We start from the raw sequence: 20,947 nt of genomic DNA, 5'->3' as shown, positions 1-20,947 counted from the left end.
GTAAAATGAGTAATCACTCATGACCCTTACCCAACTCGAGATCTTTTCTCTGGTCGCCGAGCTTCACGGTTTTACCGCGGCAGCCAATCGCTTGGGGATTTCCCAATCCGCGGTCTCTCATGCCCTCAAGTCGCTGGAACAGGAATTGGGCGTGGAGCTGCTGCGCCGGCATCAATCCCGGGTCGAACTCAGCGACATCGGCCAACAGCTTCTGCTGCGCGCCCGGGCGATGCTGGGCCTGGCCAACACCTTGCGCCAGGAAGCGGCCGATGCTCGCGGAATGAAACGCGGCACGTTGCGCATCGGCTCGTTTGGCCCGACCTCATCGATCAAACTGCTGCCGCTTATCCTGCAGCACTACCGCGCGGCCCACCCGGGCATTGAGGTCCATATAGATGAAGGCCCGGACCGACAGGTGATCCAGTGGCTGGAGGAGCGGCGTATCGATATCGGCTTCGTGGTGTTGCCGGAGGAGCGGTTCGACACCTTTGCGCTGATCAAAGACCAGATGGTCGCGCTGCTGCCCGTCGATCATCCGCTGGCCCGTCGCGACAGCTTGACCCTGAGCGATTTGTGCAACGACACCTTTGTCTTGACCGAGGCCGGTTCGTCGGAACTGGTGTCGCGACTGTTCAGTGCCGCCCGGCTGACTCCGAACATCCGTTATCGCTGCTCGCAACTACTGAGTACGCTGGATACCGTTGGCCGAGGCGATGCACTGACGGTCGTCGCCGAAAGCTCATTGCCCGATGATCACGACGGTCGCTACGTGAAAAGACCGCTATCGCCAACGGTCACACGCCAGGTTGGTCTGGCGGTGCTCGACCAGCGCCAGTCATCCCCTGCGGCGCTGGCTTTTATCAAACTGGCCGAGCGCCTGAACTACCGCTAAGCGGCACACTAACCGAGGGCCAGTGGAGCAAAGTGATTACCTGACCGCCCACGGCGTAAACTTCTTGCAAGGTTATCTATTCGGCCGGCCGATGCCCGGCGCGGACTTCATTAACGCATTAAGTCACCATTAACTAGCGGCGCTCAGCGACGAGACAAGGAGATCGCGCCCTAATTTGAATCAAAAGACTACTGTTATTACATGAAGAAAAAGACAGGATTTACTCTTGGCCAATTAACTACTACAATTTTTCATGCCTGCGCTAGATTGGCAGGTGAGCCATTATCACCGAGTCGCTTCAAGGCTCTTGGCTTATAGCTTTGTTTGCGGTTGGTATCAGCCAAACACACTATTGGAGTAAAGATATTGTCCAGACTCGCTGAATTTCGTGCAGCTGAAAAGGCCCTTCAAGAGCAGCTCAAGCAGCTGGAAACCCTGAAGAATGATGCCGGGCTCAAGAAAGAAATCGAATTCGAAGAAAAGCTCCAGGGGCTGATGAAAACCTACGGCAAGAGCCTGCGCGACATCATCGCCATTCTCGATCCGAACCCGGCAAAATCCGGTCTGCAACAGGCCACGCCTAAAACCCGCCGCGCTCGCGTGGTCAAGGTTTACCAGAATCCGCACACCGGTGAACTGATTGAAACCAAGGGTGGCAACCACCGCGGCCTGAAAGCCTGGAAGGAACAATACGGTGCAGCTACCGTTGATTCCTGGCTGCGTGGCTAAGCACTCGCGGTGACAAAAAAGCCCTGCCAATGCAGGGCTTTTTCATGGACGCCTTCTAAATGCAACGATTGGCGTCGATCAACTCGCTACTTGCTGAATAACTTTGTGCTTAATCCGTTTGGGTATCTAAAAATTTCAGAATGCGCTGAAACCGGTAGCCATTGAAATCTTTAACTAAAGTTTCAAGCTGTTACGGGCCGCGTCTATTTCATCCTGACTTGCCTTATAAACCTCAGCCTGCCCCGCGTAGGAAAGAACATAGGCCTTATCGCCATCCACGGCGGCAACCAATGTTTGAGAGAGCACATGCCTTCCGTTCTGCGTGATCGTGCAGGTAGTTTCCAGCGCTGATAAGCGGCTCAAGGTCGTCGGGTGAATCTTGTTGCAGACACTTTGATAACCGCCTTGAAAGAAGTCCTTCTGCACCGACTTGCGCATCTCCAGCAACACGCCTTGCAGATTCACCTGATGACCACTTTCCACCTGAGTCATGGTCAACTCCATCACCATTACCGGCGTGCCGCCCTGATCGTTTTTCACCGCGCGCTGGCGGGATACCTGGGCGTTGGCATTATCTTGCGGGACGGCTTCGACCTCCCAGCCGCTGGGCCAGGTCATGATTGGCTCGCCTGCATGAGCGCTGTTAACACCTGAAAGCACACAGATCAGGACGACCATCGATTTACAAAAACGAATCATTGCACTGAACACTCACGGATTGAACCGTAAAGTCTGAGCCTCGCCCGTCTGTCAGGCAATAGCCGACGCTTTGGGTTTGGTGATGTCCGAGCCCTTGCGTATCATTGTCGCCATTCGTTAGCCCCACTTATTTTCCGGAGGGCCCATGAGCCTGTACGAATTGAACACCTTCCCAGGCGTGACTGCCCAACCTGACACCGCCACCCAGAAGTTCGTCTTCAACCACACCATGCTGCGGGTCAAGGACATCACCAAGTCCCTGGATTTCTACACGCGCATTTTGGGTTTCTCGCTGGTTGAAAAACGCGATTTCCCGGAAGCCGAGTTCAGCCTGTACTTCCTGGCGCTGGTCGATAAAAACCAGATCCCGGCCGACGCCGCTGCGCGCACCGAGTGGATGAAGTCGATCCCGGGCATTCTCGAGCTGACCCACAACCACGGCACCGAGAACGACGCGGATTTCGCTTACCACAACGGCAACACCGACCCGCGCGGTTTTGGCCACATCTGCATCTCGGTGCCGGATATCGTCGCTGCGTGCGAGCGCTTCGAAGCGCTGGGCTGCGATTTCCAGAAGCGCCTGAATGACGGCCGCATGAAGAGCCTGGCGTTCATCAAAGACCCGGATGCGTATTGGGTTGAGATCATCCAGCCTGCACCGCTGTAAAAAAAGCTCGCTGCCACAAAAAAACCCCATGATCACTCATGGGGTTTTTGTGTTTTCAGCGTCGGGTTTTATGCCGGGGCCGAGGTCCGGATCAGGTGATCGAATGCGCTCAGGGAGGCTTTGGCGCCCTCGCCCACCGCAATAACGATCTGCTTGTACGGCACGGTGGTCACGTCACCGGCAGCGAACACGCCCGGCATCGACGTTTCACCACGGGCATCGACGATGATCTCACCGCGCGGCGACAACTCGATGGTGCATTTGAGCCAGTCGGTGTTGGGCAGCAAACCGATCTGCACGAAAATCCCTTCCAGCTCGACGCTACGCAACTCGTCCGACTGACGATCCTTGTAACGCAGGCCGTTGACCTTCTGACCGTCGCCCAACACTTCAGTGGTTTGCGCACTGGTGATCACGGTGACGTTCGGCAGGCTGTGCAACTTGCGCTGCAAGACCGCATCGGCGCGCAGCTGCACGTCGAACTCCAGCAGTGTTACGTGGGACACGATGCCCGCCAGGTCGATGGCCGCTTCGACGCCGGAGTTACCGCCGCCAATCACTGCCACACGTTTGCCTTTGAACAGCGGACCGTCGCAGTGTGGGCAGTACGCCACGCCTTTGTTGCGGTATTGCTGCTCGCCCGGAACGTTCATTTCACGCCACCGCGCACCGGTCGCCAGGATCACGGTCTTGGCTTTCAGGGTCGCGCCGCTGGCGAAGTGGACTTCGTGCAACTCGCCGTTCTTGCCCGGCACCAACTTGTCGGCGCGCTGCAGGTTCATGATGTCGACGTCGTATTGCTTGACGTGTTCTTCCAGCGCCACAGCCAGTTTCGGCCCTTCAGTTTCCTGCACGGAGATGAAGTTCTCGATGGCCATGGTGTCGAGCACTTGCCCACCAAAACGTTCAGCTGCCACGCCAGTGCGAATGCCTTTACGGGCAGCGTAGATCGCGGCCGAAGCACCGGCTGGGCCACCGCCGACGACCAGCACGTCGAAGGCTTCTTTTGCGCTGATCTTCTCGGCTTGACGCTCAATGCCGCTGGTGTCGATCTTGGCAAGGATCTCTTCCAGGCCCATGCGGCCCTGACCGAAGTTCACGCCGTTCAGGTAAACGCTTGGCACGGCCATGACCTGACGGTCATCGACTTCGGCCTGGAACAGCGCGCCGTCAATGGCGACGTGGCGGATGTTTGGGTTCAGCACGGCCATCAGGTTCAGTGCCTGGACCACGTCCGGGCAGTTCTGGCAGGACAGCGAGAAGTAAGTCTCGAAGCTGAACTCGCCTTTGAGCGAGCGGATCTGTTCGATCACCTCAACACTGGCTTTCGAAGGGTGGCCGCCGACTTGCAGCAAGGCCAGCACCAGGGATGTGAATTCGTGCCCCATCGGGATGCCGGCGAAACGCAAGCTGATATCGGCACCCGGGCGGTTGATCGAGAACGACGGTTTACGTGCATCGTCACCGTTGTCGAGCAACGTAATCTGGTTGGAAAGACTGGCAACGTCTTTGAGTAATGCGAGCATTTCCTGGGATTTCGCACCGTCGTCGAGGGAGGCAATGATCTCGATCGGCTGGGTGACCCGTTCCAGGTACGATTTCAACTGGGCTTTAAGATTGGCGTCCAACATACGGGCGATTTCCTTTTTTTGCAGTGACATAAAGAGCCGACATAAAAAAACGCCCGAGCGAATCTCGCCCGGGCGTTTTTATTGGGCGGTTGCAGCTTACTTAGGTGCGGAAACCCGCCCTGATGATGCGATCCACAGACTTAGATCTTGCCGACCAGGTCCAGGGACGGAGCCAGAGTGGCCTCGCCTTCTTTCCACTTGGCTGGGCAAACCTGGCCTGGGTGAGCAGCGACGTACTGAGCAGCCTTGATTTTGCGCAGCAGCTCGGAAGCGTCACGGCCAACGCCGCCATCGTTCAGTTCGACGATTTTGATCTGGCCTTCAGGGTTGATCACGAAGGTGCCACGGTCAGCCAGACCAGCGTCTTCGATCAGTACGTCGAAGTTGCGGGAGATGGCGTGGGTCGGGTCGCCGATCATGGTGTACTGGATTTTGCCGATGGCTGGCGAAGTGTTGTGCCAGGCAGCGTGAGCAAAGTGGGTATCGGTGGAAACGCTGTAGATCTCGACGCCCAGCTTCTGGAACGCGTCGTAGTTGTCAGCCAGGTCTTCCAGTTCGGTCGGGCAAACGAAGGTGAAGTCGGCAGGGTAGAAGAACACGACAGACCACTTGCCTTTCAGGTCAGCGTCCGACACTTTTACGAAGTCGCCATTTTTAAAGGCGTCAGCTTTGAACGGTTTAACTTGGCTGTTGATGATAGGCATCGATGACTCTCCGTCAGGGTTGAAAAGTTTGGTTGAGAAGTTGATGGAGTGAATCCTACCGACTCGATTGCCGGATGGCTCATTGGCAAAGCTCATGCTGCTCATTGGTTTTCGCTATTAGCGGTACGTATTAATAGAAGAAAACTTACTTAGCAGCGCCAATGGTTTTTTCCGCGAGCGGTGTCATCCCGAGAAACGGGCTGGCTTCAACATAGCGCATGGCGGACTTCATATCCTTCCAGCCCACGTAACTCATCAACGACTTCAAATCCCAACCGCTCTGATGCGCCCAAGTGGCAAAGCCGCGCCGCAAGGAGTGGCTGGTGTAGTGCTCGGCCGAGATGCCGGCACGTTCCAGCGCCTGGCGCAGTAACGGGATCACGCTGTTGGCGTGCAGCCCCTCCTCGCTCAGGTGGCCCCAACGGTCGATGCCTCGGAATACCGGCCCGCGAACCAACGCGGCTTCGGTGATCCAGTCGATGTACGCCTGCACCGGGCACAGGCGCTGCAACGCTGGCGTCTGGTAAGTCTTGCCGAGGTTCTCGCGGTCGCTCTTGGTTCGCGGCAAATAGAGCGTGATGCCTGAGCCGGCAGCCGCTTGCACGTGCTCGATCTGTAGCCGGCACAACTCATCGCTACGAAAGCCGCGCCAGAACCCCAACAAGATCAGCGCCCTGTCGCGTCTGGCCCGCAACAGAGCCGGTTGATCGAGTTCAGCTTTCGCGGTTTGCGCTTCTTGCTCCAGCCAGGCAACCACTTGCTCCAGATGCTGAAGCTGTAACGGCTCGGCCTGTTTTTCTTGAGCCGGGTGCAGCGCGCGAATGCCCTTGAAGACCTTGCGCACCACCGGCGCCTTGGTGGGGTCAGGAAAACCCTGACTGTTGTGCCATTGCGCCAGTGCTGACAAACGCAACTTCAAAGTATTGATCGACAGCACACCCGCATGAGCGACGAGGTAGCGCGCGACGCTGTCGCTGGTCGCCGGCAGGAAACCGCCCCAACTGACTTCGAAATGCTCGATAGCCGCCCGATAGCTGCGGCGGGTGTTGTCGCGGGTGGCGGCTTGCAGGTAACGATCCAGCTCAGTCATCGGCTCAACTCTCTAAAACGTACCGCTCTGGCGGGTGAAAACGCGCCACAGGGCTCATCACACGGGGTAATACCAGTATATCCCGCATGAATACTTCTCGTATTTTAAGTTTTCATCTGGCGTGGTACATTGTGTACTGAAGTGGCATGTACCACAGTACGAAATCGTAGGAGAACACATGGCTCGTGGCGGCGTTAATAAAGCAGTAGTGCAAGCGGCACGTTTGGCAATTCTCGCCCGAGGTGAAAACCCCAGCATCGACGCGGTACGGATCGAGATGGGCAATACCGGCTCGAAAACCACGATTCATCGCTATTTGAAGGAGCTGGATGACGGCGCCGAGCGCGTCGAAATGCCTTCCGAGCCCATTGATGATGAGCTGGCAGGCTTGGTCTCACGCCTGGCGCAACGCCTCAAGGAACAGGCGCAAGAACCCATCGATCAGGCCCGCGCGCAGTTCGATCAGCAGCGAAAAGAGTTGGAAATACAGCTGAAGGAAGCTCAACAAGCCAATGGCGAATTGCATCAGCAGTACGAGATTCAAAGTCTGGCACTGACCCAAGAGTCCGAGGCCCTGCAAGAAACCGGTGCCATGCTGCAGACCGAGCAAACCCGCAACGCCGGCCTGAACCAGGCGCTGGCCGATTTCGAGTTACGCTTGCAAGACAAGGAAGAGCAGATCCGCTCCCTTGAAGAGAAACACCTGCACGCTCGCGACGCCCTGGAACATTATCGCAACGCTGTCAAAGAACAGCGCGAGCAGGAACAACGCCGCCACGAAAGCCAGGTGCATCAGATTCAGATGGAATTGCGTCAGGCCCAGCAGAGCGCATTGGTGCGCCAGGATGAGATCACGCAACTGCACCGCGACAACGAGCGTTTGTTAACGGAGAACCGTGGCACCCTGAGAGAGTTGAGCCTGCTGCAGGATCAACTCAAGCAAACCAACGCTCGACAGGATCAGCTACTGGAACAGGTCAACCGTATCGACAACGAACGCACCCTCCTCCAGGAACGCTTGCGCGCTGCCCTGCTGGAAAGTCAGTCGTTGAAACAGAGCGTCGATGAGCAGTCGCAGATAAACAAAGCGCTGGAAATTGAGTTGCTCAAGACTCAGGCGAGCCTCGATGAGAGCGTGCGCCTGGCGGCCGTCATTGCGACAGCGCCAGACGCATCAGAGCCGCAAAAGGACGATTAACCCGCGAACGGCGTGCGCATGGTGACGAACTCTTCGGCGGCAGTTGGGTGCACGCCGATGGTTTCATCGAAATCGCGCTTGGTGGCACCCGCCTTCAAGGCGATCGCCAAGCCCTGCACAATTTCCCCAGCCTCCGGACCGACCATGTGACAGCCCAGAACCTTGTCGGTCTTGGCGTCCACCACCAGCTTCATCAAGGTGCGTTCCTGGCATTCGGTCAGGGTCAGTTTCATTGGACGGAAGCGGCTTTCGAAGATCACCACATCGTGACCGGCCTCCCGGGCCTCTTCCTCGGTGAAACCGACCGTGCCGATGTTCGGCAAACTGAACACTGCGGTCGGGATCATCTTGTAATCCACCGGGCGATATTGCTCAGGCTTGAACAAGCGACGCGCAACGGCCATGCCTTCGGCCAACGCCACCGGCGTCAGCTGAACCCGACCGATCACATCGCCAAGCGCCAGGATCGACGGCTCAGCCGTCTGATACTGCTCGTCGACCTCGACGAAACCTTTCTTGTCGAGTTTGACCCCGGTGTTTTCCAGCCCAAGATTGTCGAGCATCGGACGTCGACCGGTGGCGTAGAACACACAATCCGCTTCCAGCTCACGGCCGTCCTTGAGGGTCACCTTCAGGCTGCCATCAGACTGCTTGTCGATACGTTCGATGTCGGCGTTGAATTGCAGGTTCATGCCGCGCTTGGTCAGCTCTTCTTGCAGGTGTTTGCGCACCGCACCGTCGAAACCGCGCAGAAACAGTTCACCGCGATAAAGCAACGTGGTGTCGGCGCCCAGACCGTGGAAGATCCCGGCGAACTCGACGGCGATGTAACCACCGCCTACCACCAGAACGCGTTTGGGCAGTTCTTTGAGGAAGAACGCCTGGTTGGAACTGATTGCGTGCTCATGCCCCGGAATTTCCGGAATCTGTGGCCATCCACCCGTAGCAATCAGAATGTTCTTGGCGGTATAGCGCTCGCCATTGATCTCGACCTGGTGCGGATCAACGATTTTGGCGTGGCCTTCATGCAAGGTCACGCCGCTGTTAACCAGCAGATTGCGATAGATGCCGTTCAGGCGATTGATCTCGCGATCCTTGTTGGCGATCAGCGTCGCCCAATCGAATTTCGCTTCGCCCGGTGTCCAGCCAAAACCCGAAGACTGCTCGAAGTCTTCGGCGAAGTGTGCGCCGTAGACCAGCAGCTTCTTCGGCACACAGCCGACGTTCACACAAGTGCCGCCCAGATAGCGGCTCTCCGCCACGGCCACTTTCGCGCCAAAACCGGCAGCAAAACGCGCAGCCCGCACACCGCCGGAACCGGCGCCAATCACATAAAGGTCAAAATCGTAGGCCATTTTCAATCTCCTCGGCAGTCCACAAGCATACCCGCAGACGTCCGCTGGGCAAGCGCTGCAATCGATATGGGGACGGAAAATGAAAAAGCCACCCGAAGGTGGCTTTTCAATACAAGTGGGTCAGAGGCTATCAGTAAGCCTTGCCAGTCTTGTAGAAGTTCTCGAAGCAGAAGTTGGTGGCCTCGATGTAGCCTTCAGCGCCACCGCAGTCAAAACGCTGGCCCTTGAACTTGTAGGCAATCACGCAACCGTTTTTCGCCTGCTTCATCAGGGCGTCGGTGATTTGAATCTCGCCGCCTTTGCCTGGCTCGGTTTGTTTGATCAGCTCGAAAATATCCGGCGTCAGGATGTAACGACCGATGATCGCCAGGTTCGACGGTGCGTCTTCCGGGGCTGGTTTTTCGACCATGTTGCGAACGCGGTACAAATCATCAGCGATCAGCTCGCCGGCGATCACGCCGTACTTGTTGGTTTCCTGCGGATCCACTTCCTGGATCGCAACGATGGTGCAGCGATACTGCTCGTACAGCTTGACCATCTGGGTCAGGACGCCATCGCCTTCGAGGTTGACGCACAAGTCGTCCGCCAGCACTACCGCGAACGGTTCGTCACCGATCAGTGGGCGGCCAGTCAGGATCGCGTGGCCCAAACCTTTCATTTCGGTCTGACGGGTGTAGGAGAACGAGCACTCGTCCAACAGTTTACGGATGCCGACCAGGTATTTTTCCTTGTCGGTGCCTTTGATCTGGTTTTCCAGCTCGTAGCTGATGTCGAAGTGGTCTTCCAGAGCGCGTTTACCGCGACCGGTAACGATGGAAATTTCGGTCAACCCAGCGTCCAGTGCTTCTTCGACGCCGTACTGGATCAGTGGCTTGTTTACCACCGGCAGCATTTCTTTGGGCATGGCTTTAGTCGCTGGCAGGAAGCGAGTACCGTAACCGGCTGCTGGGAACAAGCATTTCTTGATCATATAAGTCCTTGATAGGGCTGTGTGTACGAGTTTCGGCGCAGTCTAATCAGGCGGCGTGCACCTTACAATGCCCCGCACTGGCTAACCGATGCCATCATAGAGAAATATTTTCGCGGATAGTTCCCGAGATAGCTCCGCAGCCTTTATAGATAGCACAGACCATCAGATCTGCACGGCCGCGAATCGAACCACCCTACACCATCAGCACCCGTTGAGTGCATTTGGCGCTATCATTGCGCGATTGAACCAGCCAACGAGGCAGATAGATGTCGGAAGCAAAAAGTGTCAACGGGTTCCTGATCAATCAGGCGAAAGACGGCCAGTGGTGGGTAGACAGTGCCAGCGGCGAGAATATCGCCGGGCCTTTCCCTACCGAAGCGTCGGCGATTGAAGTGGCATCCGTATTGGAGCTGGAACACCCAGCCCCGAAGCGTCGCGGCAAGGACAAGTCCTGAGAAGCACCCGACTCGACCCAAGCCCTGCTCGCGCAGGGCTTTTTTGTGATTGCCTGCAACCAAGTGGCCATTCGCTATAACCTTTTGATGCCAGCGCTGTCACAGGCTCAGCCCCTTCATCCTGACGACGACAACGACATGAATAAATTTTTGCCACTGATCGCGGCGCTGGCCCTGAGCGGCTGCGCCACTTCCGAAACAACCTACCTGAACAACGGCGAGCAAGGCCTGGCCATCGACTGCTCCGGGGAAGCCAATTCCTGGGCGACCTGCTACGAAAAAGCCGATGCCTCTTGCGCCGGCACCGGCTATCGGATCGTCGGTACCGACGGAACACCTTCGACCAAGGAAAGCGACAAGACGCTGGGTGTCGACGTCGGCAACTACAAGAACCGCAGCGTCGTGGTGGTCTGCAAGTAAGGCGCCCTGCCCTACATGTGGATTTCGGCGAACTTGATCCCGAGGCCGCGCACCGTCTCGATCAATTCATCGAGGCTACTGAAGGATTCGACTTCATCGTTTTCATCCACCAGAAAATAACTGCGCCCGGCGCTTTTCTTGAAAAACACGATCCATTCTCCCGGATTCGCCGGATTCTGAATCACGTGGGTGGCAGAGATGTGACCCTCTGCATGGCGCTCCCGTACCTGCTCTCGCTTCATGCTCACTCCAGAAATGACAATGCCGCCAAAGCGCGGCTTTGGCGGCATCGGTGCTGACGGGCGACAGTCTATCAGCCGGAAATGCACGCCGTAGCGGCATTGCGTACATCCATGGGGCGCAACGGCACATTGGAGATGCGCTCATGCAATTTGATGCTGCTGCCGCCGGAGCGGTCTTCGATATCAAATACAGCGGCCGGGCCCGAGGAAAACTTCTGCGGAACGATGACTCGCATACCGTCCTTGTGCGGCTCGACTTGCAGGGCTCCCCGGCTGCTGGCCAGCTTTTCGGTCAGGCATTGCGCGTACTCATGAGGCTTCTTGCCTGAAATCACGCTCATGGTCGGCAGCGTCTGATTGATCTCCGCGACACTCGCACAACCACTCATCGCTATCGCCATAGGCAGGACCAGTACACCCCACTTCATACAACACCTCCGATAAAGACACTCCGACAGTACAAATGCTGTTTTTCTCCGAGGCTTGCTGCGTTTATCGCTCATAGAATTCCGTATAACTGTTTTTAATTGTCAAAGCAGGCCTCGACGACCGGATAATAACCCGTTCGGGCTGATAAACTGCGCCAATCGCACATGCTATCGTTTTGATTTTGTAGAAAAAGCCCTTCTGGAGGCGCCTCATGAAATTTATCCACCAGCGCGAGCACCTCAACGAAGACGACATCGTCGTCATTCAATGCTCCCAAACATGCAATATCCGCTTGATGAACGACGCCAATTTCCGCAGCTTCAAGAATGGCGGCCGCCACACTTACCATGGTGGAGCATTCGACACTTTCCCTGCCCGGATTACTGCACCGAGCACCGGTTTCTGGAACATCACCATCGACACGGTCAACCGCCGGCCGATCAGCGTGACTCGCAAACCGACCCTGACTCACACCATCAAGATTATCCGCCGCTCCAGCACGAAACTGAGCTGAGTGACACCCAAACACCAAGACAAGCAGGTATGACCGTGGCCCAAACGACCAAGTACGTCATCAAATACAAACTCAATGGCGAGCGTCGCTTCGAATTTGCCCAGCTTGAAAACGGCACCGAAGAAGAAGCCAAGGCCGCGCTGGATGCTCTTCATGGTTCGAGCGACGACGTCATCAGCGAAATAAGCGTCAGCAAAGCGTTGTAACGGGATCTGGAGCGACAACATGGACGTCTGCTCCCGCCTCTCGAATTCAACCGCAAGCGCCGGAGTGTTCACTCCAGCCTCGCTCCCTAGACTGGCCACCTCAACCTTTGGTTAAGGAGTCAGAACATGTCTACTTCCTCGATTCGCTTCATCAGCGGCACTTCCAGCCTTGGCGTCTTGCTGCTCGCATTCAGCGCCGAGGGTTTGTGTGCGCTGCTGATCGGTGATGACCTGGCAATGCTGGAACGCGATCTTTCGCGACGCTTCCCCGGCCAACAAGCACCGCAGCGCGATGAAGGCTTGATGCCTGCGCTGGAGCAAACCCTGCGCCACCTCGAAGATCCGCACTCCGCCCTGGATTTGCCGCTGGATCTGACGGGCAGCGTGTTTCAACGGCGAGTCTGGAATGCCCTGCGACAAATACCGATAGGTGAAACCGCCAGCTACCAGGACATCGCCCGACAACTGGGGCAACCCACGGCTTTTCGGGCGGTGGCCAATGCCTGCGGAGCGAACCCGCTGGCGGTGATCGTGCCGTGCCATCGGGTGCTGCGTCAGGATGGCAGCCTCGGCGGCTACCGTTGGGGGCTGGAGCGCAAACGGCAACTGCTGGAGCGTGAGGCACAGCGATGAGCGAGCGTTCTCTCGATGGACTGGACTGGGAAGCGCTGGAACAGCAACTCGATCAGGATGGCTGCGCGATCATCCAGTCGCTTTTAAGCCATGAGACGTGCGATGAAATCAGCGCTCTGTATGCCCGCCCCGAACCGTTTCGCTCGCAAGTAATCATGGCTCGTCACGGCTTTGGCCGTGGCGAGTACAAATACTTCAAATACCCGCTGCCAGATGTCGTCACCCGTTTGCGCAGTGCGCTCTATCCTCGATTGGTGCCGATTGCCAATCGCTGGTACGAGCAGATGGACCTGCCGACCCGTTTCCCTGAAACCCACGAAGCGTTCCTCGAACGCTGCCATGCCGCCGGTCAGGAACGCCCGACACCGTTGTTGCTGCAATATGGACCGCAGGACTACAACTGCTTGCATCAGGACCTGTACGGCGAACACGTCTTCCCACTGCAAGTGGCGATTCTGCTGTCAGAGCCGGATGACGACTTCACCGGTGGCGAGTTCGTGCTGACGGAACAGCGCCCGCGGATGCAGTCGCGCCCCCAGGTCATTGGTCTGAAGAAAGGCGACGGGCTGATCTTTGCCGTCAACCAACGGCCGGTCAAAGGCGTTCGTGGCTATTACCGGGTCACCCTGCGCCACGGCGTGAGTCGCCTGCACAGTGGAAAACGGCATACCCTTGGAATCATCTTTCACGATGCGTTATGACCCCATGAGCCCGATCACCTTCGACTTGTTTGCCGACGCGGAACCCGAGCAGCAACCCAGGCTCGATCGGATCGGCGAACAGTCTTGCGTCCTCAGAGGTTTTGCCCTGCCCTGGCTGGATCAGTTGCTGCCCGCACTGGACGCGGTTCTGGCGGCGGCACCGTTTCGGCAGATGATCACGCCCGGGGGCTTTACCATGTCGGTCGCCTTGAGCAGTTGCGGCACACTGGGCTGGACCACCGACCGCAGCGGTTATCGCTATACCCGCCATGATCCGCTGACCGGAAAACCCTGGCCGAAAATGCCCGAGGTGTTTCTCGAACTGGCGCAAGCGGCGGCGCGGGAAGCAGGGTTTGTGGATTTCGTGCCTGATTCCTGCCTGATCAACCGCTATGTTCCCGGGGCCAAGATGTCATTGCACCAGGATAAAGACGAAGTTTCCTACGCAGCGCCCATTGTTTCAGTGTCCTTGGGATTACCGGCAATGTTCCTGTTCGGCGGCTTCGAGCGCAGCGATAAAAGCCAACGAGTGCCGCTGTTGCATGGCGACATTGTGGTCTGGGGTGGCGTGGATCGCTTGCGTTATCACGGGGTCTTGCCGATCAAGGACGGCCAACACCCGCGACTGGGTGAGCAACGGATCAACTTCACCTTTCGTACCGCCGGATGAAGCCTTCGAATTCGACCGCAAGACCCGGGGTGCAGCGACCCCGTCGGCTGGTTAATCTGCATGAAACGGATCAACGGACATGAAGCCATGACAAGCCATTCGACAAAGATTGCCACCGAGAACGATCCTCGCTGGGCCGCCGTCGTCGCGCGTGATCCCCGGGCAGACGGACAGTTTGTGTATGCGGTGAAAACCACCGGCATTTACTGTCGCCCCAGCAGCCTGGCGCGTTTGCCGAAACCGCAGAACGTCGAGTTCTTCGACACCGCCGAGCAAGCCCAGGCGGCGGGTTATCGCCCCAGCAAACGCGCCGCGAAAGATCAAAGCGACGTCGCCGCGCAACATGCCGCGACGGTGGCGGCCGCTTGCCGCCAGATCGAAACCGCGGAGAGTCTGCCTGTTCTGAGCGAGCTGGCTGTTGCTGCGGGCCTCAGTAGCTTTCACTTCCATCGGGTATTCAAAGCGGTAACCGGTCTGACACCCAAGGGTTACGCCGCGGCCCATCGTTCACGCAGGGTCCGTGAGCGTCTCGCGGACGGAGACTCGGTGACCGACGCGCTGTATGACGCCGGCTTCAACTCCAACAGCCGTTTCTATGAAGCCGCCGATCAGCTATTGGGCATGAAACCCGGTGATTACCGCGCCGCCGGTCAGAACAACGACATTCGTTTTGCCGTCGGCCAATGTTCCCTGGGAGCGATTCTGGTGGCGCAGAGTGAGCGTGGTGTTTGCGCGATCCTGCTGGGCGATGACCCGCACCAACTGGTCTGCGATCTGCAGGACAAGTTTCGACGTGCGAATCTGATTGGCGCCGATCACACGTTCGAGCAACTGATCGCCAAGGTGGTTGGTTTTATCGAAGCGCCGGCCCTGGGCCTGGACTTGCCGCTGGATGTTCGTGGTACCGCTTTTCAAGAACGGGTCTGGCAAGCCCTGCGGGAGATTCCCGCCGGCTGCACCGCCAGCTACGCCGATATCGCTCAGCGAATCGGCGCGCCAAAAGCGATGCGCGCCGTGGCTCAAGCCTGCGGCGCGAACAACCTGGCAGTGGCGATTCCGTGCCACCGCGTGGTGCGCAGCGACGGCAACCTGTCGGGCTATCGCTGGGGTGTGGAACGCAAGCGTCAGTTGCTTGAGCGCGAAAACCCGTCTGAGTCCTGAATGCCGATATAGACCGACACTGAATCCGGACTGGTATAGACCTCGAAGTCTGTGGCGAACGAGCGGCAAACCTGCGGGTTGTCCTTAAAGTAGGCCCAGATCAGGCCCCACGTCTGAATGACACTGTCCGGCATCGGCCCTTTGGCGCTGAACACCAGGTATTCGCCTCCCTCCACCTGAACCTGGGGAAAGTCCTCCGAGGGTGCGGTGACCGCCACCCCCGCGGTCACATCGAAGTGGCCCGAAGCGTCGGACTCGTAGTTGGAATAGACGCCGTACATAAAGGAATCCGGCTGTTTGTGGGGGATCTTGTCGAAGATGTCCTCAACGAAGAATTGTTCCCACATCGGGCCGATGCGCGCAGTGTCTGGTTGATGCTCTGCGGCATTGCAGGTGCGCACTTGCAGGCCCGAGACGCTAAAGGGCCGCACTTCACGCTGCTTTACATCCATGGTCGATAGTCCTTGTCTCTGTCGTTTGTCTGTTTGAATGGCGGTGAGACAGTCAACGATTGACGTCGACCACCACCCGCCCACGCAATTGACCGGCGAGCAATCGCGGTGCAGCCTCGATCACTTCGCTCAAGCCGATTTCGTGGCTGATCAGCGGCAGCAAGGTGAAGTCTAGATCCTTGGCCAGACGATTCCAGGCCAGTATCCGCTTGGCTTTGGGCTGAGTCACGCTGTTGATCCCGGCCAGGGTCACACCGCGCAAAATGAACGGTGCGACTGAAGCCGGGAAGTCCATGCCTTGCGCCAGGCCACACGCGGCGACAGTGCCGTTGGCCTTCGTGCTGGCACAGGCATTGGCCAACGTGTGGCTGCCGACCGAGTCGATGACCGCCGCCCAACGCTCCTTGGCCAAGGGTTTGCCCGGCTCGGACAGTGTGGCGCGGTCGATGATTTCGCTGGCGCCGAGTTGTTTGAGGTAATCGTGTTCGGAGGTGCGGCCAGTGGACGCGACCACCCGATAGCCGAGCTTGCTCAGCAGTGCGATGGCGAAACTGCCTACACCGCCATTGGCGCCGGTGACCAATACTTCGCCTTGATCGGGCGTCACGCCATTATGTTCCAGCGCCAGGATGCTCAGCATCGCCGTGTAACCCGCCGTGCCGATGGCCATCGCTTGCGCCGTGGTGAATGCCTTGGGTAGCGGAATCAACCAGTCGCCGTTCAAGCGAGCCTTCTGCGCCAGTCCGCCCCAATGTCCTTCGCCAACACCCCAGCCATTGAGTACGACCTGATCACCGACCTTGTAGTCCGGATGCCCACTGACTTCGACAGTACCCGCCAGATCGATCCCCGGCACCATCGGGAATTTTCGCACCACCGGGCTGCTGCCGGTGATCGCCAGGCCATCCTTGAAGTTCAGCGTGCTGTACGCCACACGCACCGTCACATCGCCCTCGGGCAGTTGATCGTCATTGATCTCTTGCAGTGTGGCCCGGTACCCGCTGTCGTCTTTGTCGATCAATATGCCTTGGAACATTGCTGCCTCCAGATGGAATCACTGAGTTGTTGTGCAGTTGAAATAACACATAGCAACATTTCACCGTACTCGACTTTAAGCCAAGAGTGGCATACGAAACGAAAACTCGACTGGCCTTATGTCCGTCATAACTGATACAAAAACGGTCCTACCGTCCCTGCCCTGTTATGACGTCGGAGAACCCCTCAAATGAGCAAATGGCCAGATACCCGCATTCTTGACCTGCTTGGCATTGAGCTGCCGATCATCCAGGCGCCCATGGCCGGCGCGACCGGTTCGGCCATGGTTATCGCAGCCAGTAACGCTGGCGGCCTGGGCTCGATGCCTGCCGCCATGTTGAGCATCGATCAGTTGCGCGAGGAACTGAAAACGATTCGTCAACACACTCAGCGCCCGATTAACGTCAACTACTTCTGCCATCAAACTCCCGCCGCCGATGAGCAACGCGCTCGAGACTGGAAGAATCTGCTGGAACCCTATTACCGGGAACTTGGCGTGGACTTCGACGCGCCGACGCCGGTGTCCAATCGAGCACCGTTCGATAACGCGGCCTGCGAAGTGGTCGAAGAGTTTCGCCCCGAAGTCGTGAGTTTCCACTTCGGTCTGCCGGAAAGGTCCCTGCTGGACCGCGTGAAAGCCACTGGAGCGAAAATTCTCTCATCGGCCACCACTGTCGAAGAGGCCATCTGGCTCGAACAGCAGGGCTGTGACGCGATCATCGCCATGGGGTACGAAGCCGGTGGCCATCGGGGCATGTTTCTCAGTGATGATCTGAGCAGCCAGGTGGGCCTCTTTGCGCTGGTGCCGCAGATTGTCGATGCAGTGAAAGTGCCGGTGATTGCTGCCGGCGGGATTGCCGATGCACGAGGCGTCGCGGCGGCCTTCCTGTTGGGGGCTTCGGCGGTGCAAGTGGGCACGGCGTACTTGTTCACGCCAGAGGCCAAGGTCAGCGCGTCTCATCACAAGGCGTTGCGCACCGCCAAGGAAAGTGAGACAGCCGTCACTAACATTTTCACCGGACGCCCAGCGCGCGGAATTCTCAATCGGGTGATGCGCGAACTCGGGCCGATGAGCGCCAACGCACCAGCCTTCCCGCTGGCGGGTGGTGCGCTGATGCCATTGCGGGCCAAGGGAGAAGCGGATTTCAGCAATCTCTGGGCGGGTCAGGCATTCACGCTGGGCGTTGAAATGACCACGGGTGAACTGACCCGGCGCCTGGCTGAGGAAGGATTGGCGAAATTGGTGGGTCGGTAACGCACGTCCGTGTAGCAGCTGCCGAAGGCTGCGTTCGGCTGCGCAGCAGTCGTAAATCCAGCTGCCACGGTTAGCCTGAAAGACCGCGGTGTCTGGTTTTACGACCGCTGCGCAGCCGAACGCAGGCTGCACCAGCTGCTAAAGGTTCAGCGTGGCCTCAATAACGCGCATCCAACACATTCCGTTTGCAGGCATTTCGCTATATATTCCGCTATATAGCGTTTACCCCCCCTCGCTGCACTTGCCTACCACGGAGCCGTTTCATGACCATTCGTGCCTCACGTTTTGCCCCCACCTGCCTGGCAACCCTGCTGGCAGTGTTCGCTTTCGGGTCCGCCCAGGCGGACGAAGTCCAGGTCGCCGTCGCCGCCAACTTCACTGCACCGATTCAGGCGATCGCCGCCGATTTCGAAAAAGACACCGGGCATAAACTGGTCACCTCCTTTGGTGCCACCGGCCAGTTCTATACCCAGATCAAGAACGGCGCACCGTTCGAAGTGTTCCTCTCGGCGGACGACACCACCCCGCAAAAACTCGAAACCGAAGGTGACACGGTCAAGGGCTCGCGCTTCACCTACGCCGTCGGCACCCTGGCGCTGTGGTCGGCGAAAGAAGGTTACGTCGATGCCAAGGGCAAAGTGTTGAGCGACAACCAGTATCAGCATCTGTCCATCGCCAACCCGAAAGCGGCGCCTTACGGTCTGGCCGCTACTCAGGTGCTGGCCACGCTGGGCCTGACCGACAAGGTCAAAACCAAGATCGTTGAAGGCCAGAACATCACCCAGGCCTACCAATTCGTCTCCACCGGTAACGCCGAACTGGGTTTTGTGGCCTTGTCGCAGATCTACAAAGACGGCAAAGTCACCGGCGGCTCGGCCTGGATCGTTCCAGCCGACATGCACGACCCGATCAAACAAGATGCGGTAATCCTCAACAAGGGTAAGGACAACCCGGCTGCCAAGGCTCTGGTTGAGTACCTCAAAGGCCCGAAAGCCGCCGCAGTCATCAAATCCTACGGTTACCAACTCTAAATGACGCTATCGAGTGCCGACTTTTCCGCCATCTGGCTGACCCTGAAACTGGCGTCGCTGACGACGGTTATCCTGCTGGTCATCGGCACTCCGATTGCGTTGTGGTTGTCGCGCACCCGCTCGTGGTTGCGCGGCCCGGTCGGGGCGGTCGTCGCCCTGCCCCTGGTGCTGCCGCCGACGGTGATTGGCTTTTATCTGTTGCTGGCGCTCGGCCCTAACGGGTTTATCGGCCACTTCACCCAATCACTGGGGCTCGGCACCCTCACCTTCAGTTTTGCTGGGTTAGTGATCGGCTCGGTGCTCTACTCGATGCCGTTCGTGGTCCAGCCACTGCAAAACGCTTTTTCTGCCATCGGCACTCGCCCATTGGAAGTGGCCGCGACCTTACGCGCCAATCCCTGGGACACGTTTTTCAGCGTGATCCTGCCGCTGGCCCGCCCCGGTTTCATCACCGCTGCCATTCTCGGTTTTGCCCACACCGTGGGTGAGTTCGGCGTGGTGCTGATGATCGGCGGCAATATTCCCGACAAGACCCGCGTGGTCTCGGTGCAGATCTACGATCACGTCGAAGCCATGGAATACGCCCAGGCCCATTGGCTGGCCGGGGCGATGCTGGTGTTCTCCTTTATTGTGTTGCTGGCGCTCTACTCCAGCCGTAAAACCAAAGCGGGCTGGAGCTGATCGATGATTCATACGCGTCTGAAACTGAAGTATTCAGGGTTCGCCCTGGAAGTGGATCTGCAATTGCCCGGCCGCGGCGTCACCGCCCTTTACGGTCATTCCGGTTCGGGCAAGACCACCTGCCTGCGCTGCATTGCTGGCCTGGAGAAGGCCGAGCAGGGTTTCATCCAGGTCAACGATGAAGTCTGGCAGGACAGCGACAAGAAGATTTTCGTGCCGCCACACAAACGTGCGCTGGGTTACGTCTTCCAGGAAGCCAGCCTGTTTCCCCATCTGTCGGTGCTGGCCAATCTGCAGTTCGGTCTCAAGCGCATCCCTCGCCCACAGCGGCGGGTCGATATGGCACACGCGACTGAACTGCTCGGGATCGGCCATTTGCTGGATCGGCATCCGCAGCACCTTTCCGGCGGTGAACGGCAGCGGGTCGGCATCGCGCGCGCCCTGCTCACCAGCCCGAAACTGTTGCTGATGGACGAGCCGCTGGCGGCGTTGGATAGCCAACGCAAAAACGAAATCCTGCCTTACCTGCAACGACTGCACGATGAACTGGACATCCCGGTGCTGTACGTCAGCCATTCCCAGGATGAAGTGGCGCGATTGGCCGATCACATCGTCTTGCTGAGTGAAGGTAAAGCGTTGGCCAGCGGCGCTATTGGCGAAACGCTGGCCCGCCTCGACCTGCCCCTGGCACTGGGCGACGACGCCGGCGTGGTGATCGAGGGGCACGTCAGTGCCTATGACGCCGACTATCAGTTGCTGACCCTGCAACTGCTGAACACGACCCTGAACATTCGCGTAACTCACTCACCGATGACCCCGGGTCAGGCGCTGCGCTGCAAGGTTCAGGCGCGGGATGTCAGCCTGAGCCTGCAAAGCGTCGAGCACAGCAGCATCCTCAATCGCCTGCCGGTCACCGTGATCAGTGAAATGGGCGCGGACAACGCCGCCCACGTGCTGATCCGCCTGGACGCGGGCGGCACACCGCTGCTGGCGCGAATCACTCGCTACTCCCGGGACCAATTGGGCGTGCACCCCGGCCAGCAACTCTGGGCACAGATCAAGGCGGTGGCGGTGCTGGCATAAATCCGCTGGCACGACTGCAACGGCGTGCGGTCAATGGCTGTAAC

26 protein-coding genes are annotated in these 20,947 nt (G+C 58.2%); 16 read left to right on the top strand and 10 right to left on the bottom strand.

The genetic code is table 11. From position 1 onward, the window contains the following. Positions 1-19 precede the first annotated feature (19 nt). Together ASC74_RS05385 and ASC74_RS05380 are read left to right on the top strand one after the other, a co-directional pair. The gene (locus ASC74_RS05385) at positions 20-892 is read left to right on the top strand and encodes a LysR family transcriptional regulator (RefSeq protein WP_056739861.1); all 873 of its coding nucleotides are present in this window, start codon (positions 20-22) and stop codon (positions 890-892) included. 366 nt (positions 893-1,258) lie between these two features. Further along, on the top strand, positions 1,259-1,621 hold the full coding sequence (locus tag ASC74_RS05380; protein ID WP_008155126.1) for a histone-like nucleoid-structuring protein, MvaT/MvaU family: 363 nt from the start codon (positions 1,259-1,261) through the stop codon (positions 1,619-1,621). Between the two features lie 174 nt (positions 1,622-1,795). On the opposite strand, the gene ASC74_RS05375 is transcribed toward ASC74_RS05380, so the two are convergent. Further along, on the bottom strand, positions 1,796-2,320 hold the full coding sequence (locus tag ASC74_RS05375; RefSeq protein WP_056739860.1) for a DUF4946 domain-containing protein: 525 nt from the start codon (positions 2,318-2,320) through the stop codon (positions 1,796-1,798). Positions 2,321-2,465: 145 nt separating this feature from the next. On the opposite strand from ASC74_RS05375, the gene gloA reads away from it, so the two are divergent. Continuing rightward, entirely contained in the window at positions 2,466-2,987 is a 522-nt protein-coding gene (gene gloA / locus ASC74_RS05370) for a lactoylglutathione lyase (RefSeq protein ID WP_056739858.1), read from the top strand. A 68-nt stretch (positions 2,988-3,055) separates the two neighbouring features. Here the strand turns inward: gloA and ahpF are convergent, their stop codons facing one another. From ahpF to ASC74_RS05355, 3 genes are all read right to left on the bottom strand, one after another. Continuing rightward, positions 3,056-4,618: an alkyl hydroperoxide reductase subunit F gene (ahpF, locus tag ASC74_RS05365; protein WP_056739856.1), complete on the bottom strand. Its 1,563-nt coding sequence runs from the start codon at positions 4,616-4,618 to the stop codon at positions 3,056-3,058. A 140-nt stretch (positions 4,619-4,758) separates the two neighbouring features. Next, positions 4,759-5,322: an alkyl hydroperoxide reductase subunit C gene (gene ahpC, locus ASC74_RS05360; RefSeq protein WP_010460707.1), complete on the bottom strand. Its 564-nt coding sequence runs from the start codon at positions 5,320-5,322 to the stop codon at positions 4,759-4,761. A gap of 145 nt (positions 5,323-5,467) precedes the next feature. Further along, a complete protein-coding gene (locus ASC74_RS05355; protein ID WP_056739854.1) occupies positions 5,468-6,412 on the bottom strand; it encodes a site-specific integrase in 945 nt (314 codons plus the stop codon). Between the two features lie 178 nt (positions 6,413-6,590). On the opposite strand from ASC74_RS05355, the gene ASC74_RS05350 reads away from it, so the two are divergent. Beyond that, a complete protein-coding gene (locus ASC74_RS05350) occupies positions 6,591-7,610 on the top strand; it encodes a DNA-binding protein (protein ID WP_056739853.1) in 1,020 nt (339 codons plus the stop codon). Here the strand turns inward: ASC74_RS05350 and gorA are convergent. Beyond that, entirely contained in the window at positions 7,607-8,965 is a 1,359-nt protein-coding gene (gorA, locus tag ASC74_RS05345) for a glutathione-disulfide reductase (RefSeq protein ID WP_056739851.1), read from the bottom strand. The two genes, ASC74_RS05350 and gorA, sit on opposite strands and share 4 nt — an antisense overlap. Positions 8,966-9,095: 130 nt before the next feature. Further along, on the bottom strand, positions 9,096-9,935 hold the full coding sequence (gene galU / locus ASC74_RS05340) for a UTP--glucose-1-phosphate uridylyltransferase GalU (protein ID WP_056739849.1): 840 nt from the start codon (positions 9,933-9,935) through the stop codon (positions 9,096-9,098). Positions 9,936-10,201: 266 nt separating this feature from the next. Here galU and ASC74_RS05335 point away from each other — a divergent pair, with 266 nt between their 5' ends. Both ASC74_RS05335 and ASC74_RS05330 read left to right on the top strand, forming a co-directional pair. Then, the gene (locus ASC74_RS05335) at positions 10,202-10,390 is read left to right on the top strand and encodes a hypothetical protein (protein ID WP_056739847.1); all 189 of its coding nucleotides are present in this window, start codon (positions 10,202-10,204) and stop codon (positions 10,388-10,390) included. Positions 10,391-10,528: 138 nt separating this feature from the next. After that, positions 10,529-10,810: a hypothetical protein gene (locus ASC74_RS05330; RefSeq protein ID WP_056740098.1), complete on the top strand. Its 282-nt coding sequence runs from the start codon at positions 10,529-10,531 to the stop codon at positions 10,808-10,810. 11 nt (positions 10,811-10,821) lie between these two features. Here ASC74_RS05330 and ASC74_RS05325 read toward each other — a convergent pair whose 3' ends face one another. Both ASC74_RS05325 and ASC74_RS05320 read right to left on the bottom strand, forming a co-directional pair. Further along, positions 10,822-11,052: a hypothetical protein gene (locus tag ASC74_RS05325; RefSeq protein WP_008155098.1), complete on the bottom strand. Its 231-nt coding sequence runs from the start codon at positions 11,050-11,052 to the stop codon at positions 10,822-10,824. Between the two features lie 71 nt (positions 11,053-11,123). After that, complete coding sequence (locus tag ASC74_RS05320; protein ID WP_056739845.1) at positions 11,124-11,480, bottom strand: hypothetical protein; 357 nt, start codon at positions 11,478-11,480, stop codon at positions 11,124-11,126. Positions 11,481-11,692: 212 nt separating this feature from the next. Here ASC74_RS05320 and ASC74_RS05315 point away from each other — a divergent pair, with 212 nt between their 5' ends. The 6 genes from ASC74_RS05315 to ada all read left to right on the top strand — a co-directional run bounded on the left by ASC74_RS05315 (position 11,693) and on the right by ada (position 15,366). Further along, the gene (locus tag ASC74_RS05315) at positions 11,693-11,995 is read left to right on the top strand and encodes a DUF1883 domain-containing protein (RefSeq protein WP_024164534.1); all 303 of its coding nucleotides are present in this window, start codon (positions 11,693-11,695) and stop codon (positions 11,993-11,995) included. A 29-nt stretch (positions 11,996-12,024) separates the two neighbouring features. Then, positions 12,025-12,201, top strand: coding sequence for a hypothetical protein (locus ASC74_RS31560; protein ID WP_156400794.1), 177 nt, complete (start codon positions 12,025-12,027; stop codon positions 12,199-12,201). Positions 12,202-12,327: 126 nt separating this feature from the next. Then, positions 12,328-12,834, top strand: coding sequence for a methylated-DNA--[protein]-cysteine S-methyltransferase (locus ASC74_RS05310; RefSeq protein WP_056739843.1), 507 nt, complete (start codon positions 12,328-12,330; stop codon positions 12,832-12,834). Further along, positions 12,831-13,535, top strand: a complete 705-nt coding sequence (locus ASC74_RS05305; protein WP_056739841.1) for a 2OG-Fe(II) oxygenase — start codon at positions 12,831-12,833, stop codon at positions 13,533-13,535. The genes ASC74_RS05310 and ASC74_RS05305 overlap by 4 nt, the downstream gene beginning before the upstream one ends. After that, entirely contained in the window at positions 13,525-14,205 is a 681-nt protein-coding gene (alkB, locus tag ASC74_RS05300; protein WP_056739839.1) for a DNA oxidative demethylase AlkB, read from the top strand. The genes ASC74_RS05305 and alkB overlap by 11 nt, the downstream gene beginning before the upstream one ends. Positions 14,206-14,292: 87 nt before the next feature. After that, a complete protein-coding gene (gene ada, locus ASC74_RS05295; protein ID WP_056740096.1) occupies positions 14,293-15,366 on the top strand; it encodes a bifunctional DNA-binding transcriptional regulator/O6-methylguanine-DNA methyltransferase Ada in 1,074 nt (357 codons plus the stop codon). Here ada and ASC74_RS05290 read toward each other — a convergent pair. Both ASC74_RS05290 and acuI read right to left on the bottom strand, forming a co-directional pair. Continuing rightward, a complete protein-coding gene (locus ASC74_RS05290) occupies positions 15,330-15,818 on the bottom strand; it encodes a GyrI-like domain-containing protein (protein WP_056739837.1) in 489 nt (162 codons plus the stop codon). The two genes, ada and ASC74_RS05290, sit on opposite strands and share 37 nt — an antisense overlap. 52 nt (positions 15,819-15,870) lie before the next feature. Then, a complete protein-coding gene (acuI, locus tag ASC74_RS05285) occupies positions 15,871-16,854 on the bottom strand; it encodes an acrylyl-CoA reductase (NADPH) (RefSeq protein ID WP_056739835.1) in 984 nt (327 codons plus the stop codon). Positions 16,855-17,043: 189 nt separating this feature from the next. Here acuI and ASC74_RS05280 point away from each other — a divergent pair, with 189 nt between their 5' ends. The 4 genes from ASC74_RS05280 to modC all read left to right on the top strand — a co-directional run bounded on the left by ASC74_RS05280 (position 17,044) and on the right by modC (position 20,903). After that, complete coding sequence (locus ASC74_RS05280) at positions 17,044-18,108, top strand: NAD(P)H-dependent flavin oxidoreductase (protein ID WP_056739833.1); 1,065 nt, start codon at positions 17,044-17,046, stop codon at positions 18,106-18,108. A gap of 263 nt (positions 18,109-18,371) precedes the next feature. Further along, positions 18,372-19,139: a molybdate ABC transporter substrate-binding protein gene (modA, locus tag ASC74_RS05275; protein ID WP_056739831.1), complete on the top strand. Its 768-nt coding sequence runs from the start codon at positions 18,372-18,374 to the stop codon at positions 19,137-19,139. Next, positions 19,140-19,820 (top strand): molybdate ABC transporter permease subunit, encoded by a 681-nt coding sequence (gene modB, locus ASC74_RS05270; RefSeq protein ID WP_046047416.1) that lies wholly within the window; start codon positions 19,140-19,142, stop codon positions 19,818-19,820. A gap of 3 nt (positions 19,821-19,823) precedes the next feature. Beyond that, positions 19,824-20,903: a molybdenum ABC transporter ATP-binding protein gene (gene modC, locus ASC74_RS05265; protein WP_056739829.1), complete on the top strand. Its 1,080-nt coding sequence runs from the start codon at positions 19,824-19,826 to the stop codon at positions 20,901-20,903. The last annotated feature ends 44 nt before the right edge of the window (positions 20,904-20,947 follow it).

Source organism: Pseudomonas sp. Root329 (assembly GCF_001424925.1).
Taxonomy (GTDB): Bacteria; Pseudomonadota; Gammaproteobacteria; order Pseudomonadales; family Pseudomonadaceae; genus Aquipseudomonas; species Aquipseudomonas arabinosi.
The sequence above is the reverse complement of the archived record's forward strand: the minus strand, read 5'-3'. Positions and strand labels throughout refer to the sequence as shown.